We start from the raw sequence: 20643 nt of genomic DNA on the forward strand, positions 1-20643 counted from the left end.
TTCTTGCGGATCGGTGGATTTTGAAACAGTCTTACATTATAGTTATTGGAGGTGAGTATGGACGGAAAAAGTTCGGCAAAAAAATGGTATAGTTGGTACTTTGACTTTAACCTATTATACCGGATTTTGATTGGGCTGGTGTTGGGTATTATTCTGGGGCTGATCTTTAAGGAAAAAATCCTATGGATACAGCCTTTGGGGGACCTTTTTGTGCGGCTGCTCAAGATGATTATGATGCCAATCATTGTGTCTACCTTGATTGTCGGCGCCTCGTCGGTCAGTCCGGCTAACCTTGGCAAGGTGGGTATCCGGGTCATCGTCTTTTACCTGGTAACCTCGGCGGTGGCCGTGATCATAGGCCTGGTGATGGGGGGGCTGTTCCGTCCCTCCGCGGAGCTTGCCAATGTGGCGGATGCCGCCGCCCGGGACGTCACGGCCCCCAAGCTTTCGGCGACCCTGCTGGCCATCGTCCCCACCAGTATCATGCAGGCCATCGTCAACGAGACGGTACTGGCGGTGATCTTCGCGGCGCTGCTCGTCGGTATTGCCATCTCTTACCTCCGCATCTCCGGCGACGAACGCAAGCAGAAAATTGCCTCGGTTTTATATAATTTCTTTGACGGCATCGCCGAGGTAATGATGTTGATCATCAAGGGCATTATGCAATACGCCCCTATCGGCGTCCTTTCCCTGGTCGCCGTCGTTTTTGCCACCAACGGCCCCAAGGTGGTGGGCAGCCTCGGCATTGTGACCGCGGCCTGCTTTATCGGTTATGCGCTGCACGTAATCATCGTATATGGCGGTCTGGTAAAATTTTATGCCAGGCTGCCCATTAAACGGTACTTCCGGGACGCCAAGGACCCCTTTATCACGGCCTTTGTTACCCGCAGTTCCAACGGTACCCTGCCGGTAACCATGGAGGCGGCGGAGAACCTGGGGGTCCCCAAGGATATCTATTCCTTCTCCCTCCCCCTGGGAGCCACGATTAACATGGACGGTACCGCCATCTACCAGGGGGTCTGCGCCACCTTTATCGCCCTCTCGGTTTGGGGGCACGGTTTTTCCCTTCCTCAGATGGGTATCATTGTGGTTACCGCCACCCTGGCCAGCATCGGCACCGCCGGCGTTCCCGGAGCGGGGGCCATCATGCTGCTCCTCGTCCTCGATTCGGTGGGCCTGCCCGTCACCGCGGGCAGCATCGTAGCCGGGGCCTACGCGATGATCCTTGGTATCGACGCCCTGCTTGATATGGGCCGTACCGCCCTGAATGTCACCGGCGACCTGGCCTGTACCACCGTCGTAGCCAAAAAAATGAAGGAGCTGGATCTGAATAAATGGGATTAGTCCCCCGATCCCGGCGGTTTGCTGCACCGGCGCAAAACCGCCGTTCGTGAAGGTATTTAGGAGAAAATCGCATGACACTAACCATTTTTTTTAACGCACGAGCGATTTTTGTCTTGAGGAGTAAAAAATATGGAACATGAATTAGCCCAGGAATTAAATAGGGTATTGGAGGACACCACCCCCGGGGCCCTGCTTTCCGCTATGGGAAGACGGCTTTATTTCCCGAAGGGGATAATCGCCCAGGGCGCCGAGGCCAAACAGTTCAGCAGTTTAGCGGACGGTACCCTGGGTATCGCGGTCAAACAAAAAACGCCCCTGATGCTGCCGGCCTTGGGGAAACAACTGCCCGGGATGAATGCCGGTGAAATTGTTGCCTATGCCCCCACGGCGGGGCTCCCGGTCTTGCGGGATATTTGGGCCGCCGAAATACGGCGTAAAAATCCTGCCCTGGGAAATTCCGCCATTTCTTTGCCGGTGGTAACCCCCGGATTAACGGCGGGGGTAAGCATCCTGGGGGATCTGTTTTTAGATGAAGGACAAACCCTTATGGCGGCAAATCCCTCCTGGGATAATTATATACTAATGGCGGAGGCAAGGCACAATGCCCGCCTGCGGCCGGTGGATATGTTTAACGAGGCCGGCATCGATCTGTCCGCCCTCGGGGCGGCCTTATCCGAGGAAGCGCAAAAAACAGGTTTTGTGCGTATCATTTTGAATTTCCCCCATAATCCCACCGGCTATTCCCCTACCGTGGGGGAAGCAAAAGAAATTTGCGGGATCCTCAGGGGTATCGCGGAAAAGGGCGCCAAAGTGCTGGTAATTTGTGATGATGCCTACTTTGGCCTGCGTTTTGAGGAGGACGTAGAGCCCCAGTCCCTGTTTGCCTATCTGGCGGATATCCATGAAAACGTACTGGCCGCGAAAGTCGACGGTGCTACCAAAGAAGATTTTGCCTGGGGTATGCGCTGCGGTTTTGTTACCTTTGGGGGCAAAAACCTATCCGGCGCCCATTACGATGCCCTTATAAAAAAAACCATGGCCGTTATCCGTTCCACCATCTCCTGCTCGTCCACGGTGGTCCAAAATTTATTGCAAAAAATGTACTCCGCGCCGGGGGATACCCTGCAAAAAGAAAAAACCGCCTACCGCGATATCATAGAAGCCCGCTATAAGAAGGTACGGGCCCTGGTAGATGCCAAAAAAACACACCCCCTGTTACAACCCATGCCGTTTAATTCCGGCTATTTCATGAGTTTCAAATGCAAAAATATTGATGCGGAATCGTTGCGGCAGAAATTACTGTACGGTTACGGAGTGGGAACCATTGCGATAAACGAACAAACCTTACGGGTCGCTTTTTCCGCTCTTGACGACGAGGATATCAATGAAGTATACACCGCTATTTACCGGGCGGCCGAAGAACTGGCCGGATGATCAGCGGACTAATTTTCGCAGCAGCGGGCTTTCTCATTTAAATCTAAAGGTACGGTTTCAAGACCATGGTCCTGGCGGACCGGCATTTTGAAACCGCCTCATATATTTTTTAAGGAGAATACTATATGGCAAACAATTACAATCCCTACGACAACATGCTCCAGGTTCTGGAAACGGCCGCTCAAAAACTTGGTTTATCCCGGAATGATTACGAAGCGATAAAATATCCCGAACGGGAATTAAAAGTTTCTATTCCGGTTAAAATGGACAACGGCGACATCAGGGTTTTTGAAGGCTACCGGGTACAGCATTCGAGCAGCCGGGGGCCCTGTAAGGGAGGTATCCGTTACCACGAGGAAGTGGATATCGACGAAGTAAAAGCCCTGGCGGCATGGATGACCTTTAAATGCGCGGTGGTAAACCTGCCCTATGGCGGCGCCAAAGGCGCGGTCAAGGTGGACCCGAAAAAGCTGTCCCGGGGAGAGCTGGAACGTTTGACCCGGCGTTTTACCACGTCGATCCTGCCGATCATCGGTCCGGAAAAGGATATCCCCGCACCGGATGTGAATACCGACGCGGAGATCATGGGCTGGATCATGGATACCTATAGTATGCTGCACGGGTATGCTGTCCCCGGCGTGGTTACCGGTAAGTCCATCGATATCGGCGGCTCCCTGGGACGGGCCGAAGCAACGGGCCGGGGGGTAAGTGTCGTAACCGGGGAGCTCCTGAAACACTTCAATATACCCGAAAAGGGTACCCGGGTCGCGATACAAGGCATGGGAAACGTGGGCGGAGTCACGGCAAGGCTGCTCTATGAACAGGGCTATAAGATCGTCGGAGTCAGCGATGTATCCGGCGGTGTTTATAAGGCCGATGGCCTGGACATCCCCGACATTCAGGCGTACCTGGATGCCCACAAAAAAACGCTGGAAGGGTATAGCGCCGCCGGGGTCAAAAAAATCTCCAATACGGAACTACTGACCAGTGACTGCGACGTATTGATTCCCTGCGCCCTGCAAAACCAAATCACCGAGGACATCGCCGGTTCGGTGAAGGCCAAATACATTGTGGAGGGGGCCAACGGTCCTACCACCGTGGAGGCGGACGCCGTTCTGAGCAAAAAAGGGATAATCATCCTGCCGGACATCCTCGCCAATGCCGGCGGCGTAATCGTATCCTACTTTGAGTGGGTACAAAACATCCAGGAGCTCACCTGGGAAGAAAGCCAGATCAACGATACCCTGAAGAAGATCCTGATCCGCAGTTTCGGTCAGGTCCTGGAGATCGTAAAGGAACACCAGGTCACGTTCCGTATCGCCGCCTATATGCTGGCTATTTCCAAGCTGGCCAAGGCAAAGAAGATCCGGGGGGTGTTCCCGTAGTTTTTAGGGGAGTCCTGACCGCCTGCTGTTCCCCCGCGAACCAATAAACGCTTCTAAATGAAACGCGCTCCGGAGACCCCGCCGGGGTTTCCGGAGCTTCCCTAAGGTTTTGAAACCGCCGCTGCTTTTTTAAAAATCAGGGACGTATTAATACCGCCAAAGGCAAAATTATTGGACATGATGTAGTCGGTCTCCAGTTCCCGGCCTTCCCCGACGATATAGTCCAGGGGTGCGCACTGGGGATCAATTTCCGTTACATTGATGTTGGGAATGAACCAGCCTTCGTTCATCATATTGATGGAAACCCAGGCCTCAATCGACCCGCAGGCGCCCAGGGTATGACCGATGTAATTTTTCAGGGTACTCACGGGAATCGGGCGGCGGAACACGTCAAAGGTCGCCCAGGTTTCGGCGATGTCCCCGGCAGTGGTACCGGTACCGTGGGTGTTCACATAACCGATGTCCTCGGGACAAAGTCCGGCGTCCTTTAGGGCCAGGGTCATAGCGCCCCCCATGGTAGCCCGATTGGGATTGGTAATGTGGGTTCCGTCGGTATTGGTACCAAAACCCACCAGTTCGGCGTATATCCGCGCCCCCCGGTTTATGGCATGTTCATACTCCTCCAGTATCATCGTGCCCGCCCCTTCCCCAATAACCAGACCGTCCCGTTTGGCATCGTAGGCGGTGGGAGTCAGGCCGGGGGTGTCGTTTTTTACGGAGGCCGCGAAGAGGGTATCGAAAATCGCGGCGTCCGCGGCGCTTAGTTCATCCGCCCCCCCGGCGATCATCAGGTCCTGGATGCCGTTTTGTATGGTTTCGTAGGAGTAACCCAGGGACATGCTGCCGGAGGTACAGGCAGTGTTGGTGGTGATAAGCCGGCCTGTTAATCCGTAAAAAACTTCGATATTCGCCGCGCAGGTCTGGGGCATGGATTTAATATAGGTGGTGGCGTTCATATCCTTTACCTTGTTGGAGATGAGCATACTGTAAAAACCAAGCAGAGAATCAATGCTGCCCATGGAAGAACCGTAGGCAACGCCGCAGCGTCCCTGGGAGAGCTCCGGGGAATCGGCAAAGGACGCCACGGACAGGGCGTTTTCAGTGGCCGCCAGGGCAAGGAGGGCTACCCTGCCCATACTCCGGATTTTTTTTCGGGGATATTCGGGGAACTCAAAATCCACCGGCGCCGCGAGGCGGGTATTCATCCGTTGATATTTATCCCATTCGTCCATCCGGCGGACACAGTTTTTCCCCGCTTTGAGTTTTGCCAAAATAGTCTGCCAATCCGAACCCAGGGCGCTTATCACGCCGCCCCCGGTAACAACCACCCGTTTTTTCATTCCTTCCCCCTTATGGTATTTACACAATCCCGCCATTCACCGAAATAACCTGCCGGGTAATATAGGAAGCGGATTCCGAGAGGAGAAATACCGCCAACGCCGCCACTTCTTCGGGCCTGCCTATACGCCCCAGGGGAATGGCGGGGATGATCATATCCAGGGGCGCGTCCCGGATCATATCGGTTTCGATAATCCCCGGGGCAATACAGTTTACCGTGATGGACCGGCTCGCCAGTTCCATTGCCAGAGCCTTGGTGGCGCCGATAATACCCGCCTTGGATGCGCTGTAATTAACCTGCCCCCGGTTCCCGATGATCCCCGACACCGATGCGAGGGTAATGATCCGTCCCCGCTTTTTTCGGCACAGGGGCATGATCAGGGGATGGAGGACATTAAAAAACCCGTCCAAGTTGGTATGGAGCACCCGATCCCATTCTTCCCCGGACATGGCGGGGAAGGCATTATCCGCATTGATCCCCGCGTTACAGACAATCCCCCAGGGCACGCCTTCGGCTTCGATATACGCCTCGATTTTTTCCCGGCATTCCTCCCGGCGGGCAATATCAAAGGACAATAGGGTTACTTCTCCGCCCCGGGAACGGATTTCCCCGGCCAGGGTTTCCGCGGCCCCCTCGTTTTGGTGATAATGGGCTATCACCCGGTACCCCGCGCCGGAAACCGCCAGGGCGATTGCCCGTCCTATGCCCCGACCGGCGCCGGTGATCAATACAGACTTTTTATTTTCCATCGTAACCATATTATAAATTTTCCCAGCGGGAACTATCACCCGCGTCCATCACCATCATGTTCGCCCTCCCTACGGGATAAGAACCCGAACGGTCCTCTCCGGACATTTCGCACATATACGAAAACACCGCATCCAGCCGGTAATCTTCCCGGACATAGGTCCGCAGGACAGTACCGGAAGACAAAAAAGGAACGGCCAGTTCCAAATTAGAAATACTCATAATAAAACCGGGTTTTGGATTTTTCCCCTCATCCCGGCGGATGATCCCGGACAGGGCGGAAATACTCTGGGCCATACACTCAATACCGACCCAGGAGGGGATTCCCCCGAATTTCGGATCGTAAAAGAGGCAATCAGGACCGATGTCATATTCGGCGGAAAGATGGTGTTTCTTTTTGTCATAGGTTCTGATCCGGCTTAATAAAAACATTTTCCCCCGGTGGGGAAGCAGGGAACAAAGTTCTTCCCCTTCGATAATTCCGGCTATATCCATATCCTGGGACATACCCTAATCCTCCCTTCCGATAATTAAACTGATATTACACCCTCCAAAGGCAAAGGAATTGCTCATACAGATCCGTAAATCCTCCACCATGGTACCCCTGCCGGCAAAACGAAGAAGGGGCAGATCCTCATCGTATACCCCGTCCCAAACATGGACCGGTATCGGCAGCCACTCCCCGGCGGTGGACAAGGCCAGCCAACAGAGGGCCAGCTCCAGGGCCCCCGCCGCGCCGAGGGTGTGCCCGGTGATGGACTTGGTAGAGCTTACCGGGGGACCCGCGGCGGCATCGGGAAAAACCGCCGCCACCGCCAGGGCTTCCATGGCGTCATTGAGGGGTGTTCCGGTACCGTGGAGATTGAGGTACCCCACATCCCCAGGCCCGATACCGGCATCGGCCAGGGCATCCTTCATGGCCCGGATCGCCCCCCCGCCGTCCGGCCGGGGAGCGGTTATGTGAAAGGCGTCGGCGCTTTCCCCGACCCCCAAGAGGGTGATGGGAACCCCCCGGAACTCCCGGGAAAGTACAAAAAAAGCGGCCCCCTCCCCCAGGGTAATCCCGTTCCGGTTCTTGCTAAAGGGATTACAGGGGGCGTCCGATACCGCCTCCAGGGAATCAAAACCAAGCAGCACGGTCTGGGAAACGATGTCGACTCCCCCGGCAATCACCGCGTCGCAAAACCCTCCCCGGATAAGGACCGCCCCCTGGCTGATCGCCCCGGCGCCGGAAGCACAGGCCACGGAAACCGTCAAAACAGGACCGGCCAGGCCGAAGCGGCGGGCAATATACTCCGCGGGATAAGCCGCCCCCTGATAACGAAGTGCATAGTTTTCCGGAAAACGGCCGGTGGTAAAATAGGCCCGGTGAGCCTCCAAGGATAACGCGGAACCGTTATCGCAGGAACCGATACAAACCCCCACCCGGTCCGGACCATAGGCCGCCACAACCTGTTCCACCTCGGGACGGATCTGTTCCAGGGCGGTGTCGGCGATACGGAAGATCCGGGACTCCTCCCGGACATTTCCGGCGGGAGGAAAAAACTCATCGGGGATACGCCCCGCCCAAAAGGACCGTTCCCCGGAGGAATCGGAACCGCCGAAAAGGGGAAAGGGGACCATCCCCCGCCGATCCCCCTGTTGGGCGGCGGCAAAGAACCGGTCCCCCCGGTCACCGGCGCAGCAGAGTAGTCCCGGGGCGGAAAGATACACCGGCGCCTGTTTGGGCATCACCGCACCTCTTCCAGGGTATAGGCGTAACGGCGGAAGTAATTGGTATAGACCACCGTGGAAATCCCCTTTTCTATCCTGATGATACGGGTATTCCCCTCATATATGGTTCGGACTTCTCCGGTCCCGTCCACGGCTTTTTCCACCGTAAAGGTCAATCCCGCCCGTTTCAGGGCCTTTGCCACCGCCTCGGCCCGGTAAAAACAAAACTGAAAATCCGCCAAAATATATTCGGCGCTGATCTGGGGGGGGAGGAAGGCCGATGAAAAAAAAAGCCCCCCTTCATTAAAGGAAAGATCCCCCATGCTGACCCCCAGGGTATTAAAAAAGGCCATGGTTACCCGGTTCTCGTCCGCTTCGGTCCACGCGTCCAGGATGAATTCCTGCTCCCCATAAGTTCCGGTAATATGCTGACCCAGGTCCATGGGGACCTCGATATCACCAGGGGGAAGCAGGGTATACCAGGCCTTTTTGGTGAGGTATACCGGCGCATAGGGAGATTCAGGGGGGGGAGTAACACAGGAAACCAATAAAAATACCAACAAAAGCAAACCGATGCGCATACCATACTACCCCAAAACCAGTATTTGTGAGGTTGTTTCCAGCCTAGGGCAAAACCATACCAGGATATAGAAAAAGCGAGCGGAACCTGGTAAGATAGAATAACCATGACCAAAGCAGGATGCGCTCATTATGGAAACTATAACAGAAATCATCCCCGGAGCGCAAGCACAGTCAACAAAGGTGAATTATCCCAAGGCCGGGATGTCTATTCATCACATGAAAATCTGGTATGAGCTTCATGGCTAAGAAAAGATAGTGGGTTATTTAGTATAAAAATTATGGCTATATTTTACCTGGGATTATCCTATGGGTCAAACCAAAACCCGGAATATAGGGGGCAGAAAGGCCGCCGAATCCTCCGGGAACTTGACCTGCGGGCCGGAAAAAGCAAGGCCCCGGGGCTTGGACAGGAGGAGGTAACCAAGGGAGCGGAAAGCCTTATTTTGACCGAAACCGGGGGCAGGCCCTATTTTGCCGATCGCCACGCGGATTTTAGCATAAGCCACTCGAAACGGGCGGTGGCGGTTTCCTACCTCGGTTCCTTCCCGGGCAGGCGGTTTCGTACCGGCTGCGACATTCAGTACCAACAGCCTAAAAAGGCATACCGTGAAATAGGGGCCCATTTTTTTCATCCCCCGGAACAAGAGGTTCTTGCCGCGGCCGGGGCCGACGGGCTCTGTTTTTTTTACCGGCTCTGGGTATTAAAAGAAGCGTACCTTAAGCTCCGGGGGCTTTCTGTTTTTGATCTATGCCGCTCTCCGGTTTTTAGTTTTGACGGGGAAAGCGGGGGGGAAATCCTGCCGGAAGCGTCCCAAGACCGGGGAGAACCGGGGGAAGCGTATTTTTTCTCCGGAGCATCCGGGGACGGCCGGGACCTGGAGTTTTTTTTATACGAAACCGGGGATCCGGCCGGGAACACCTATTCCCTGGCGGTATGCCGGGAACGAGACGAACTTGACCCCGCTACGGAGCCTGAACTGCGGTGGTTTTCTCGGGAAAAATTGCCGCTCAAAAGCATCGCCAAAATAAAGGCCGCGGAAAGGCCGATAAAAACCGTCAGGCCAAAGATATGAACCGGCGTAAAGGAGCTGAGGCTGAGGGCGCCGAAGGATAGGGCGGTGGTTACAAAGGAGAGGAGAACCGCCAGCGCCGTCAAGGGCCGGCTTGGGGAAGCGGGAGACCCCCGCATATAGAACATATAATCCAGGCCCAGACCGAATACCAAAATTAGGCCGGTCACGGAAAAAAAGCTTAAGGGAATATCCGCCATGGCCAGGAAGCTTACGGTAACCAGGACCACCAGGGCCGCGACCACGCAGATCCGCGCCGTATCCCGGGGGGAATAAAAAACCCGGATCACCAGGGCGACAATAAAAAACGCCGCGGTGAAAAGCAGCAGCATGGTCCGGGTCAGCGCGTCCAGATCCCGGCTGATGTCCTCAACTTTGTTTACCAAAAAAACAAAATCCATCTCCGCGGCGATTGCCCTAAAGCGGTCCTCGTTTTTTATATGCCGGGGCAAAACACAGGAATAATACCGCCCCTCCACCGGGCCTATCCACAAATTGGCGATAAGGTCCGCGAGATAGGGGAGCAGGTCCCCTTCGGGAAAAACAAATTGATCCCGGGCCCGATCAAATTCCTCCCGGAAACCAATCACCGTCTCCGGGGGAAAACCCAGGTACTCAAACTGACGCTCCGCCCAGGGAAGCAAAGCCGCTGCCGCGGCATAGTTTTGCTGTTGGGTCTTGACGGACGGAATAAAGAGGGAGGTAGCCAGATAAGAAGAAAGATTCCCCCCGGCGATTTCCCCGGCAAGGGCGGCGGCAAGGGTTTCTTCATGTTCCAGCACTTCCTCGGGACTTTCCCCGGAAACGATAAAGTACCAGGGGGCCGAACCGTAGTTCAAAACCGAAGCGGCGGTTCTTTCGGATTCCGCCAGATAATCCGGCATGGTATACAATCCGCCGATGTTGTTTTCTACCCGCAGCTTCTCCCGATTGCTCAAGAGCATGGTAAGCGCCGTAAGGGTTATTCCCGCAAGCAGCACTACCCTGGTCAGGGGGGTGATACCGGGGACCCGTAAAAACCGGAAGATAAAACGCTTTTCCCGGGGAGGGTTTTTTAACAAAGGATACAAACAAAAAACCGATAAAAACGAACTGAACAAACCGGTTATCGAAAATACCGCAAACTGCCGGAGTATGGCAAAAGGAGCAAATAGGAGCAGGGCAAAACATATTTCCGAAGAAACCAAACTCATGGTAATACTCCGCCGTATGTGGGAACGGATTAAGGGGCCTGTTTTCAGGGCAAGATTTCCCTTCCGGTGAATAAAATAATGGACCGAATAATCCACCCCCATGCCGATAAGGGTAGTGCCAAATACGAAGGTCAGCACATGGATCTCCCGGAAGAAAAGTAACACCGCCCCGGTGGCGGCCAATAGTGAAAGGCCCACGGACGACAGGGTTACCGCCATGGGCAGAAGGGAGCGGAAGACAAGGGCAAACAGGATAAGAATGATAAGGGAGGTGATGGTACTGATCAGGGATATCTCCCGCTGCGCCCCGGAGGAACTGGCGTAACTATGGAAGGGTACCCCGGAATAGACGAATTCCACAGCGGGATTTTGCCGCCGGATCGCGGCGGCGGCGGCGTATATTTGCTCCACCCCGCTCTTCTCGTTGGTCAGGGATATCCCCCCGGAGGAAAGGCTGCCCCGGATCAGCACATACCAGGTATCCCCCGCTCGGGCGGCAAGCACCTCATCCCGGAGAGAAAGGCCGCCGCTTGAAACCAGGGCCGAGGCGAGGAAGTTTTTCATCCCCCGATCAGCCAAAAGAAAGGGATCCCGGTCAATGGTGTCCAGGCTCGTCAAGGTAAAGGACCCAAAAGCCGAAGCCAGGGCCTCTTCGGCGACGGTTTGGGCCTGGCCGTTCTCCAGAAGCTCCCGGGTCTCCCGGTCCAGGAGAACATAGCGGTACCGGTGGAGGTAGTCTGAAAACTGCGTTAAAAGGGTATCGTCCACATAGAAGGCGATAGTTTCAAAAACCGGGGAATCCGCCAGGTCCTGATACAAACGACGGGCGGCGTCCCTGGCCTCTGCAAAATCCCCGCTCCCCACGAGGATGTAGACCCCCCGGCCGGTCCTGGAGCCCAGGACTTTATCCGCGGCGGCCACAGATTTTAAGGAGGCGGAACCGGGGAGGATGGCAAAAAGATCGGTGTTGACCCCTACCGGCGCGCCTGAAACAAGGGATAGCAGCAGGGCAAGGGCGATACCCAGGTGCAGCAGAAGCCAAAGGCCGGGGAAAAAGGAATGGTTCCCCTTAAAGGGAAAAGAGGGCAATTTCACGGGGATCTAAGGCTCCGGGAAAAATATGACCGGATAACTCATAGTGAATGGTATCTCCGTTTTGTTCGTAGAGGGTGATTTGCCGGATAACCGAATCCCCTTGGAGGATGATCCGCCGGGCAAAGGAACGGAGGTTCTTTTCTCCGGGTACCAATCCCACTGTCCAGGTTCCGTCTGCCTCAATAAAATAATTATCAAACTTATCCAGCAGCTTTTCCGTACTCCCGGAAAAAACAGCGCTGATGGTTTCGGCAAGCTGTAAAAAGGTTTCGTTTCCCCGGGCATCGAGTTTTGTTTTCCTTCCCCCGGGACTCCACTGGATAAGATAATCCCGGCCCACCGCCATGGTGGAGGGAAAGGGCCTGAGGGTTTCCCAGACCATACCCCGTTCCGCGTCAATGATAAAGGTCCCCCCCGATTCCAGGGAACGTTTTAGCCGGTTCAGGGTCTTTTTTTGGGTAAACTCCCCCTTTATCAGGGGATGGGCCGAAAGGATCGTATTTATCTCCCGGTACCGGGACAGGGCCGCCGGGGAAAGGGGATGCCGGAAAACCTCTTCGGAAAACTCCTGGGCGCCAAGGGAACTCCCCGCGAAGCCGATGAACAGGAAGATGCCGGAGAGGATCCTGCAAAGGGGACGGAAGCATAGACGGCTCATGGGGAACCCTCCGGCTCAAGCTGCGCCAATAGGGTTTCTACCTTATCGGTAAAAAACCGGGGACAGACAAAGCAGGAATCCTGGGTGGCGATATGGTAGGCCATTTGGGTACTTATTCCCTTGGTGGTGATTTCCCCGGTTTCAGGGCGGGAAAGCTCGTATTTTATTCTAATACGGTTTTCATATTCATCCAGGATCGCTTTGATCCGTACCCGGTCGCCAAAACGAAGGGGTTTTATAAACTTGAGGGAAATATCAGTCACCGGAAAAACATATCCCGAAGCCTTCATTTCCCGGTAACCGTAACCGATCCTATTCAACAGGACGCAACGGGCCTTTTCAAAATACTTTACATAATTACCATGCCAGACGACATCCATGGGGTCCACGTCATAAAATTCTACGGTACATTCCACTTCGGCGGTCAGATTCCGGGAATTCATAGGATACACCTCACGAAAAATTTATTCGGAAGGGGACTGCTGCCCCGCTAAACACCGGTATGGTCCTCCGGTTTCGCCCAAAAATCATAAAAATTATACCACTGATAGGGGTATTTTTTACAGTACTCCTCCAGGGTTGCCGCGAAATTCCGGGCAAGTTCCCGGATCCTATCCTCCCGTTCTTTTCGGGGCCCGTCGAAGGAGACGGTACTTTTACGAACCAGCATATCGTATTCCGATTTCAGGGACAGGTCCTTCCGCCGCAGGGCAAACACAAAATAAACGGGAGCGTTCAGCAGGGCGGCGAGAAAAAAGGGGCCATAGGCAAAAGGCGCGGCTTCCCCTAAAAAAGGAAAAAGAAAATGTTTGTTCCGGGTGTTAATTGAGGTCCGGTCCCCGGCGATCACCACAAGCTCCCCCGCTGCCAGCCGATCCTGGAGCAAAACCGCCGTATCCGGGCCGAAATTTCGCGCATCAACGGTACGGATCTCCGATTGGGGATTCAGTTCCCGTAACATCCGGTTGAAATGGGCGGTTACGGATCCCTCCATCACGGAAGTTACGGGGATCTCCCGGGAGACTCCGGTACGGTTAAAACCCGCCAGGGCCCGCAGGAGTTCGGCGTTTCCCAGGTGGGAACAGATGAGGAAGGCCCCCTCCCCGCTTTCAAGCCGGTTTTTCAGATCCCGAATATCATCATCATGGAAATGGACCCGATCCAAAAAAAATTTTCCCCCCCAGGACTCAACCTTTTCCACCAGGGTTATTGAAAAGGCGAGAATATGCCGCAGCGGGCTCCGGGGCGGTTTTTTATCCCCCCTTTTAAAGGCGGCGACTTTTTTAAGGTACCGGCGGGACTCATCCCGGCCTTTTTTGGAGAAAATATAATAAAAAAAACCCACCGGAAAGGCGAGGAACCGTAAAAAATAAACCGGCAACAGCCTGAAAAGGAGGAGGAGGAGCCGTACCTGCCAATAACCCACGGCCTGTTCCTTATGCTCCGACCAATGCCGGGGCAGGGACGCGGATTCTCCGGAGTAATTTACCGAAAATACCGGGGCCTTCATGGGCTCCCCCCAGGGGCCCGGAAGCGGCGGTAAATCAGCATCGGCAGCCTGAGGAGCATCCCCCAAAAAAGTCTGAAAAATACCAGGCTAATCCGGATATTATCCCGAACCAGGTGAAAATGGGAAATTCCATCCGGGGGATACACTACCCGGACGGGATGGAAAAAAAGGGGAACCCCCCACCAGACCAGGCGGACCAGGATTTCAATATCCGCCCCCATCCGGGGATCCATGTGGTACCGGCGGCTAAGACGCCACAGGGTCTCCACCGGATATACCCGGAACCCGCACATGGCATCGGGAATATTCCCGGAAAGGGTCGTTATCCGGGTCCAGACATTGGCAATATTCCGGCCTTTGACCCGGCTTAGGGGAGCGGATCCATCGAATACGGGGAAACCGCAGATCGCCGCCTCCGGATGTTTCGCGGACTCCTCCAGGAAAAAGGCCGCCTGCCCCGGATCATGCTGGCCGTCGGCGTCGATCTGCAAAAGATGGGTAAGCCCCAGTTCCCGGGCCCGGTCGATACCCGCATACAGGGCCGCCCCCTTCCCCTGGTTTTTATCCAATGTCACCAGCACCACCGAGGAAAAGGCCCCGGCAATATCCGCGAGGTATGCCTTCGTTTCCCCATCACTGCCGTCATCTACCAGGATCACCGGAAGGTCCCACTGCTGCAACAATGCTTCCACCAGCGGCCCCGTTGTTTTACCATGGTTGTATACCGGGATAAGATAACCCTGTCTCATGGGACCGTTTCCCGGGAATCGGCCTTGGAAAACAGTAGGAGGCCGGTGGAATAAATTGTGTCATCAGGACCGGTAAAGGTAAAATGCAAGGTTCCTTTTTTAGGATCCTGCCGCAATTTCAGGAAGACTCGGGAACCGGGACGGATCATAGCGGAAAATTTGAGCCGCTTGGTCCCGGCCAAGGTTATCCCGGTGGCAAAATACCGGTCGGCAAAGCGCACGGCCAATTCAAGCTGGGCCACCGCGGGGAGTAATTTAAATTCCGGAAAGTGACCGTCAAAATAATCAAGCTCCAAAGAAAACTCAAACTCCAATGTCACCGAGGTATCGGTCTGATCCAGTACCCGCAGACAGGACAGCCCATGGATGGACGGCAAAGCCCCAGGCTCCGTTGCAGGCTCCACCGCTTCCGCGGACTCCGCCGATTCCTGCCGTGCGAACAGGGCCTGGATTTCGTCCCGTTTCTTCTTCCCCTGGGGATCCATGGGGAAGGCATCGAGATACCGCCAGCGCCGGGGAATCACCACCGGCTCAAAAAATCGTGAAAGATACTCCCGAAAATAGTGGTTGATTAGATATTTTTCAGTGTTACGGAACTTTTCGATCCCCGCCGGGTTTAGGACCAGGGCCGCCGCCAGATACTGCCGCTTATCCGCCATGGCCAGCACCGAGGCATCGGCCACAAGACCGGATTGCAAGAGGCGGTTTTCCACCTCCGGCAGGGAGATCCGTTTTTCCTCAATTTTAACGATTGAGTCGGCCCGTCCCTGGAGGAAAAAACAGCCGTCGGGAAGGATCTCCGCCAAATCCCCGGTGGTAAACCCTGCAGGGTCCTTGATATAGGGGGACCGGATCACAAGGCAACCCGATTCATTAAGGGTTATATGGGCGTTATCAAAGGGGGTCCAGGCAAGGCCGTTCTTGGACTGCCGAAAGGCGATACCGCTGGTTTCGGTACTGCCGTACACTTCCAGGGGCCAAAATCCCAGAACCTCGTCGGTTTTCCGCGCCGTATCCGGGTCCAGGACGCCGCCGGAGGTAAAGATCCAGGGGGAACGAAGCCGGAAACTCCGCTTTGTTTCCGGTTCCGCGGCCTCCACGGCGCGTTTCAAAAACGCGGGAACCGTGATGATCATATACGTATCGTCGGTTAATGTTTCCAGCTCCTCAGGATACTTTATCCGGAAACGGCGGAAGGGTACGCCGGCGGTAAAGGGCAAAAGAATAGAAAAAAGAAGCCCGTAAATATGGTGCTGACTGACGGTGGAACAGACCTTGCGGCTCAAAAATTCCTCCCCCCATTTTGAGAGGATAAAGGCGTTGTCGATTTCAAATTCCGTCAGCCGCTGCTGCACGACCTTGGGCTTCCCGGTGGTCCCCGAGGTGTACATCATGAGCACTGTTTCGTCCCGGTTGATGGCCGGGGGTGATTCCGGCGGGACCGGATCGCCGACGGAGGCCAGCAAGGTGGGAAGGGAAAAGGAATCGGCCATATCCTGATCCGTCAAAACCCCGGTTCCGGATAAGCGGATCTCGGCGATGTACTCCTCCGAAATATTGGCCGTGAGGAGAATCTGTTTTTTGCATTGGAGCAGGGCGGTAAAGGCGGCCAGAAAAAACCAGCAGTCCTCGGCGTGGAGGATCCACTTTTCCACCCCCTGGGTACCGATAAACCGCCGCAGCCGGGCGGTATCTGCAAGAAAATCTCCCCAGGTTTTATAGCTCCCCCCGGTAAAGGTTCCGTCATAGCATAGTATCGTATCAACGGGACGGGAATCGGGGCTCATCCGCGATAGGGGAACAGCCCGGGGCATTTTTTTATCGACCCTTTTACGAACCATCAATTCACCCCCAAATAATATACCGATAAATATATAGGAAATTCCACCATTATATAAAGACCACAGGACATCGGAGGCAAAAAAAACAGTAGCCGCCGCGATTCCCCCGTTTATGATAAAAAAAAGGCACCAGACCAGAGTTACCTTCCGGCAATAAGCTTCCACCCGTTTTTCCGCCAGGGCCCCCCGGAGGGTCTTATCCCACAAAACCGCAAACCGGAAGATCATGGACGGCGGGAGCCGGAGTGTAAGGGAAAAGGCAATAAAAAGGGCGCCGTTAATAAATACGGGGTAAAGTTTTAAAAAAAGCGCGGAATTGGTTACAAAACAGAGGATACCCAGGAGGAGCAGCAGGAGGGAAGCGCCCAGGGACGGTAAGCTCCCGGGCGGTAAGAGAACCCCCGGAGACTTTTTTTTTTCGCCGAAACCGATAAAAAATAACCCAGGGCGATGAAACCCACAAACAGCGCCACGACCCGCGGAGGGAGTTTAAAGAAGACCAAACAACAAAACATCACCAGGGGATACAGTACCGCCTGGATATACAAAAAAATTTTGGCGCCCTTAACCATGATTATGAAACCTTGATCAGGGGGAAGAGAACATCCACCACATCCTGCAAGGTTTTAACATTTTTAAACTGGGCCGGCTCGATCTTATCGGTGGTATAATCTTTCATTTTGACAATCAGATCCACCGCATCAATGGAATCAAGGTCAAGATCCGCTGCCAAAGATGCTTCGGGGGTGATCACGGCGGGTTCAAGATAAAATTCTTGAACCAAAATATCCTTTATGATAACGAAAAGATCGTCCTTGCTCATAAGGCCGGACTCCCGGAGCTTGCCTCGCTTATATAGGCGGCCAGCGCATCCACCGATGCGAAATGTTTTTTATTATCCGCGCTTTCCGCGGAAAATTTTACCCCAAAACGTTTTTTCAGGGCTACCCCCAACTCCAGGGCATCGATGGAATCCAATCCCAATCCCTCACCAAAAATCGGCGCCGAATTGTTGATGTTTTCAGGCTTTATATCCTCAAGTTCCAGGGCATTGATTATCAATTCTTTTATCTGTAACTTAAGATCGCTCACTGCTACTCCTCCACAAAATCAGTATGAATGGATAAAGCCCGTTTCAAAACTCAAGCGGATCTTGAAACAGCCTCAATATATATAAAATCTCAATATACCTAAAAAAAGAAACAATGTCAAATGACTTCCTCAAAAATTTGACCTGGGGAACGGGTTTTACCGGAAAGGCCTTGGCCGGGGACTTGACCGTATTCGGTACCTTGAATTGACAAAAAAAGGGGACAAATCTATAGTATTGTTCGGTAAGCGTATGCCAAAACGCAAATTTTTTGTACCAGCTTCATAAAGGCGGTTCCATGGATATACAAAACTATACAATGGATACTATTCGGGCGGTAGATGCGAAATTTGAGGCCCAAAAAATATGTTTTGCCCCCATAAGTTTTCAGGCGGTCAGAGCCCTGCGGGAATTAGGGGTTTTGCGGAAAATATCCGATGCCGGGGATACCGGCTTGACCCGGGAGGAAGCGGCGGCGGCAAGCGGCCTGCCGATATACGGCGTGGGGGTTTTGATTGAAATGGCCCTGGCCCTGGGGGTGCTTAAACTCCGCGCCGATACCGCCGACGGACCGCCTGAGGAGGAGAAATTTATCCTGGGGAAGATCGGTTGGTTCCTTCTGGAAGACGATATGACCATCGCCAATTTTAATTTTGTAAATGATGTGTGTTACCAGGGGGCCTTTAAGCTCAAGGAATCGGTACAGGAGGGTAAGCCCCGGGGGCTTTCCATATTCGGCGACCGGTGGGCCACGATTTACGATGCCCTCGCTTCCCTCCCCCATCGGGCCCGGGAAAGCTGGTTCAACTTTGATCATTTTTATTCGGATATCGCCTTCCCCGAAGCCCTCCCGCTGGTATTTGAAACCAAACCCCGCCGTCTCTTTGATATCGGCGGAAATACCGCCAAATGGGCCATTGCCTGCTGTGCTTATGACCAGGACGTGGCAGTTACCATCATAGACCTGCCGGAGCAAATCGCGGTGGCCCAAAAAAACGCCGCCGCTTTTGGGACACGGATCTCCTGCTATCCCGGTAATATCCTGGACGCCGGAACCGTCCTTCCCCCGGGGGCCGAGGTGATCTGGATGAGCCAGTTTTTGGATTGTTTCTCCCCGGAGCAAATAGGTATCATCATGGGGAAGATTCGGGCCGCCGTGTCGCCGGATACGGATGTCTACGTATTGGAACCCCTCTTGGATAAGCAGCGGTTCGAGGCCTCCGCCTATTCCCTCCGGGCGATATCCCTCTATTTTACCTGCATGGCTAATGGTTCAAGCAAAATGTACTCCTTCGCGGTACTCAATTCGGCGGTGGAAAACGCGGGGTTCAAACTGCAATCCGCCCGGCACGATCTGGGTTCCAATAACTATTCTCTGCTCCGTTACCGGAAGATCCCATGAGCCCGGTATCCCCCCTCTATGTCTCCCGGTTCAGCGCCTGGGCTCCCGGGCTGGACCGCCTGGAGCTTTGGCAGGAGTGGGCGGCGGACAACCGGGAGATCCCCGGTGCGGGGGAAGGTCCTGCCCTGGAGTTCACCGATCCCCTATTCCGCCGCCGCCTGAGCCTGGTAAGCCGGATGACCATTCAGGTACTCCACGATCTCCTTCTCCCGGGGGAAGATCCGAAGATCCTGTTTTTTTCATTCCGGGGAGAAATTACCCAGCAACTGCGGATCAATCAAGGGCTGATAGAGGAACATACGGTGCGGCCCGCGGTTTTTTCCCTGTCGGTGTTCAACACCCCGGTGGCCCTGGCCACCATCGCCCTGAACCTGCGGGCAGGCTACACCGCCATATATCCCGGGGAGGGGCGGTTTACGACGGGGCTTTGGGCCGCGGCGGCCCCGGTATCTGCCGGTGACACGGAACGCATGGTCCTGGTTTATGCCGATGAATCGGCGCCGGAAGAATACGGACCCCTCCGTCCCCGGGAGAACGGCTCCCTGGCCCTGGGGGCCATCCTCTCCTCCCGAAACTCGGAGGGCGCCCTTCCCCTGGAAGCGGCGGACGGGACATCCCCGGAGAATTTTTTGCGGTCCCTGCTACAGCGGGAGGCGCCCTATGGCTCCCCCTGACATGCCCCCAATTGTTAACCGGCCCCTCTACATCTACCGGGTGGCGGCAAAATGGTTTTCCTTTTTTATATTCGGTTTAGGTACGCTCTTTCTTGTGGTGGTGGTCTTTCCGGTGTTACGGCTCTGGGTACACCCCCGGGAAAAATTCCGGACCCATGCACGGTCTTTTGTTTCCCGATCCTTTCGTTTTTTTACGAAGCTCATGGATCTGTTGGGGATCGTAAAACTGGTAGTGGATGACCGGGAATTTTTCAGGCGGCTTAATGCAAAAATCGTCGTCGCCAATCATCCATCCCTCCTGGATGTGGTGATGCTCATCTCCCTTATTCCCAACGCGGATTGTATTGTCCGGGGGGCCCTGTCCCATACCATTGTTCGGGGGGTTATCCGGCAGCTCTACATCCCCAATTCCCTTGATTTTGAGGACCTGATGGCAGCCTGTATCAATTCCCTTAACCAGGGAAATACCATTATCTTTTTCCCCGAGGGGACCCGTACCCCCCGAACCGGTGAGATTGTTCTAAAAAAAGGGGCTTCCCGTTTGGCCCTGCGTTCCGGGCGGGGTATTATCCCGATTTATATCGGGGGAAATGACAAATATGGCTTGGGGAAGCGGGACCCCTGGACGGCCTTCAATCACCGGGACAAATACCGGTACCACATCCGGAGGGGAGCGGAACTACTTCCCGAAACCTATGGGGCCATGCCCGCGCCCCGGGCGGTACGGCAATTAACCGAGGATATACGGAATTTTTTTCTAGCCACCCGTAACCTGCCGGATCAGGGGGATTGACCGTGATGATAGGCCGGGGCAGGA

20 protein-coding genes and 1 pseudogene are annotated in these 20643 nt (G+C 54.6%); 7 read left to right on the plus strand and 14 right to left on the minus strand.

All coding sequences use genetic code 11. The features are described from left to right. Positions 1-57 precede the first annotated feature (57 nt). From LQZ21_RS03330 to LQZ21_RS03340, 3 genes are all read left to right on the plus strand, one after another. On the plus strand, positions 58-1344 hold the full coding sequence (locus tag LQZ21_RS03330; protein ID WP_411042749.1) for a dicarboxylate/amino acid:cation symporter: 1287 nt from the start codon (positions 58-60) through the stop codon (positions 1342-1344). 129 nt (positions 1345-1473) lie between these two features. Further along, positions 1474-2778 carry an aminotransferase class I/II-fold pyridoxal phosphate-dependent enzyme gene (locus LQZ21_RS03335; protein WP_411042750.1) on the plus strand — a complete coding sequence of 435 codons (1305 nt, stop codon included), beginning with the start codon at positions 1474-1476 and terminating at the stop codon, positions 2776-2778. A 125-nt stretch (positions 2779-2903) separates the two neighbouring features. Next, positions 2904-4163, plus strand: a complete 1260-nt coding sequence (locus tag LQZ21_RS03340) for a Glu/Leu/Phe/Val family dehydrogenase (RefSeq protein ID WP_411042751.1) — start codon at positions 2904-2906, stop codon at positions 4161-4163. Positions 4164-4264: 101 nt separating this feature from the next. Here LQZ21_RS03340 and LQZ21_RS03345 read toward each other — a convergent pair whose 3' ends face one another. Genes LQZ21_RS03345 through LQZ21_RS03365 form a run of 5 tightly spaced genes read right to left on the minus strand, consistent with a single transcriptional unit; the run spans position 4265 to position 8543 of the window. Further along, on the minus strand, positions 4265-5503 hold the full coding sequence (locus tag LQZ21_RS03345; protein WP_411042752.1) for a beta-ketoacyl-ACP synthase: 1239 nt from the start codon (positions 5501-5503) through the stop codon (positions 4265-4267). A 19-nt stretch (positions 5504-5522) separates the two neighbouring features. Further along, positions 5523-6251, minus strand: coding sequence for a 3-oxoacyl-ACP reductase FabG (gene fabG, locus LQZ21_RS03350; RefSeq protein ID WP_411042753.1), 729 nt, complete (start codon positions 6249-6251; stop codon positions 5523-5525). 10 nt (positions 6252-6261) lie between these two features. Further along, complete coding sequence (locus tag LQZ21_RS03355) at positions 6262-6756, minus strand: hotdog family protein (RefSeq protein ID WP_411042754.1); 495 nt, start codon at positions 6754-6756, stop codon at positions 6262-6264. 3 nt (positions 6757-6759) lie between these two features. Continuing rightward, on the minus strand, positions 6760-7980 hold the full coding sequence (locus LQZ21_RS03360; protein WP_411042755.1) for a beta-ketoacyl synthase N-terminal-like domain-containing protein: 1221 nt from the start codon (positions 7978-7980) through the stop codon (positions 6760-6762). Beyond that, positions 7980-8543, minus strand: a complete 564-nt coding sequence (locus LQZ21_RS03365; protein ID WP_411042756.1) for a DUF3261 domain-containing protein — start codon at positions 8541-8543, stop codon at positions 7980-7982. Before LQZ21_RS03365 ends, LQZ21_RS03360 begins: the two co-directional genes overlap by 1 nt. A 279-nt stretch (positions 8544-8822) precedes the next feature. Between LQZ21_RS03365 and LQZ21_RS03370 the strand changes: the two genes are divergently transcribed. Beyond that, positions 8823-9617 carry a 4'-phosphopantetheinyl transferase family protein gene (locus LQZ21_RS03370; RefSeq protein ID WP_411042757.1) on the plus strand — a complete coding sequence of 265 codons (795 nt, stop codon included), beginning with the start codon at positions 8823-8825 and terminating at the stop codon, positions 9615-9617. Between the two features lie 1067 nt (positions 9618-10684). Here LQZ21_RS03370 and LQZ21_RS03375 read toward each other — a convergent pair. From LQZ21_RS03375 to LQZ21_RS03415, 9 genes and pseudogenes are all read right to left on the minus strand, one after another. Further along, a pseudogene (locus tag LQZ21_RS03375) lies at positions 10685-11371 on the minus strand (MMPL family transporter); the annotation flags it as partial. A gap of 505 nt (positions 11372-11876) precedes the next feature. Beyond that, positions 11877-12560 (minus strand): outer membrane lipoprotein carrier protein LolA, encoded by a 684-nt coding sequence (locus LQZ21_RS03380; protein WP_411042758.1) that lies wholly within the window; start codon positions 12558-12560, stop codon positions 11877-11879. Continuing rightward, positions 12557-13003: an acyl-CoA thioesterase gene (locus LQZ21_RS03385; protein WP_411042759.1), complete on the minus strand. Its 447-nt coding sequence runs from the start codon at positions 13001-13003 to the stop codon at positions 12557-12559. The genes LQZ21_RS03380 and LQZ21_RS03385 overlap by 4 nt, the downstream gene beginning before the upstream one ends. 47 nt (positions 13004-13050) lie before the next feature. Further along, entirely contained in the window at positions 13051-14070 is a 1020-nt protein-coding gene (locus LQZ21_RS03390; RefSeq protein ID WP_411042760.1) for a lysophospholipid acyltransferase family protein, read from the minus strand. Beyond that, the gene (locus LQZ21_RS03395; RefSeq protein ID WP_411042761.1) at positions 14067-14819 is read right to left on the minus strand and encodes a glycosyltransferase family 2 protein; all 753 of its coding nucleotides are present in this window, start codon (positions 14817-14819) and stop codon (positions 14067-14069) included. Before LQZ21_RS03395 ends, LQZ21_RS03390 begins: the two co-directional genes overlap by 4 nt. Beyond that, on the minus strand, positions 14816-16888 hold the full coding sequence (locus LQZ21_RS03400; protein WP_411042762.1) for an ApeI family dehydratase: 2073 nt from the start codon (positions 16886-16888) through the stop codon (positions 14816-14818). The genes LQZ21_RS03395 and LQZ21_RS03400 overlap by 4 nt, the downstream gene beginning before the upstream one ends. A 92-nt stretch (positions 16889-16980) precedes the next feature. After that, entirely contained in the window at positions 16981-17232 is a 252-nt protein-coding gene (locus tag LQZ21_RS03405; protein ID WP_411042763.1) for a hypothetical protein, read from the minus strand. A 2-nt stretch (positions 17233-17234) separates the two neighbouring features. Then, positions 17235-17483 (minus strand): acyl carrier protein, encoded by a 249-nt coding sequence (locus LQZ21_RS03410; RefSeq protein ID WP_411042764.1) that lies wholly within the window; start codon positions 17481-17483, stop codon positions 17235-17237. Next, the gene (locus LQZ21_RS03415; RefSeq protein ID WP_411042765.1) at positions 17480-17752 is read right to left on the minus strand and encodes a phosphopantetheine-binding protein; all 273 of its coding nucleotides are present in this window, start codon (positions 17750-17752) and stop codon (positions 17480-17482) included. Before LQZ21_RS03415 ends, LQZ21_RS03410 begins: the two co-directional genes overlap by 4 nt. A gap of 317 nt (positions 17753-18069) precedes the next feature. On the opposite strand from LQZ21_RS03415, the gene LQZ21_RS03420 reads away from it, so the two are divergent. From LQZ21_RS03420 to LQZ21_RS03430, 3 genes are read left to right on the plus strand one after another with little or no spacing between them, the layout of a single operon-like run. Further along, entirely contained in the window at positions 18070-19152 is a 1083-nt protein-coding gene (locus tag LQZ21_RS03420) for a methyltransferase (protein ID WP_411042766.1), read from the plus strand. Next, the gene (locus LQZ21_RS03425) at positions 19149-19826 is read left to right on the plus strand and encodes a beta-ketoacyl synthase chain length factor (protein ID WP_411042767.1); all 678 of its coding nucleotides are present in this window, start codon (positions 19149-19151) and stop codon (positions 19824-19826) included. Before LQZ21_RS03420 ends, LQZ21_RS03425 begins: the two co-directional genes overlap by 4 nt. Then, positions 19813-20619: a lysophospholipid acyltransferase family protein gene (locus LQZ21_RS03430; protein WP_411042768.1), complete on the plus strand. Its 807-nt coding sequence runs from the start codon at positions 19813-19815 to the stop codon at positions 20617-20619. The genes LQZ21_RS03425 and LQZ21_RS03430 overlap by 14 nt, the downstream gene beginning before the upstream one ends. The last annotated feature ends 24 nt before the right edge of the window (positions 20620-20643 follow it).

The sequence above is a fragment of the Treponema sp. TIM-1 genome, from assembly GCF_046533115.1.
In the GTDB taxonomy this organism is placed as follows: Bacteria; Spirochaetota; Spirochaetia; order Treponematales; family Breznakiellaceae; genus JAIRMO01.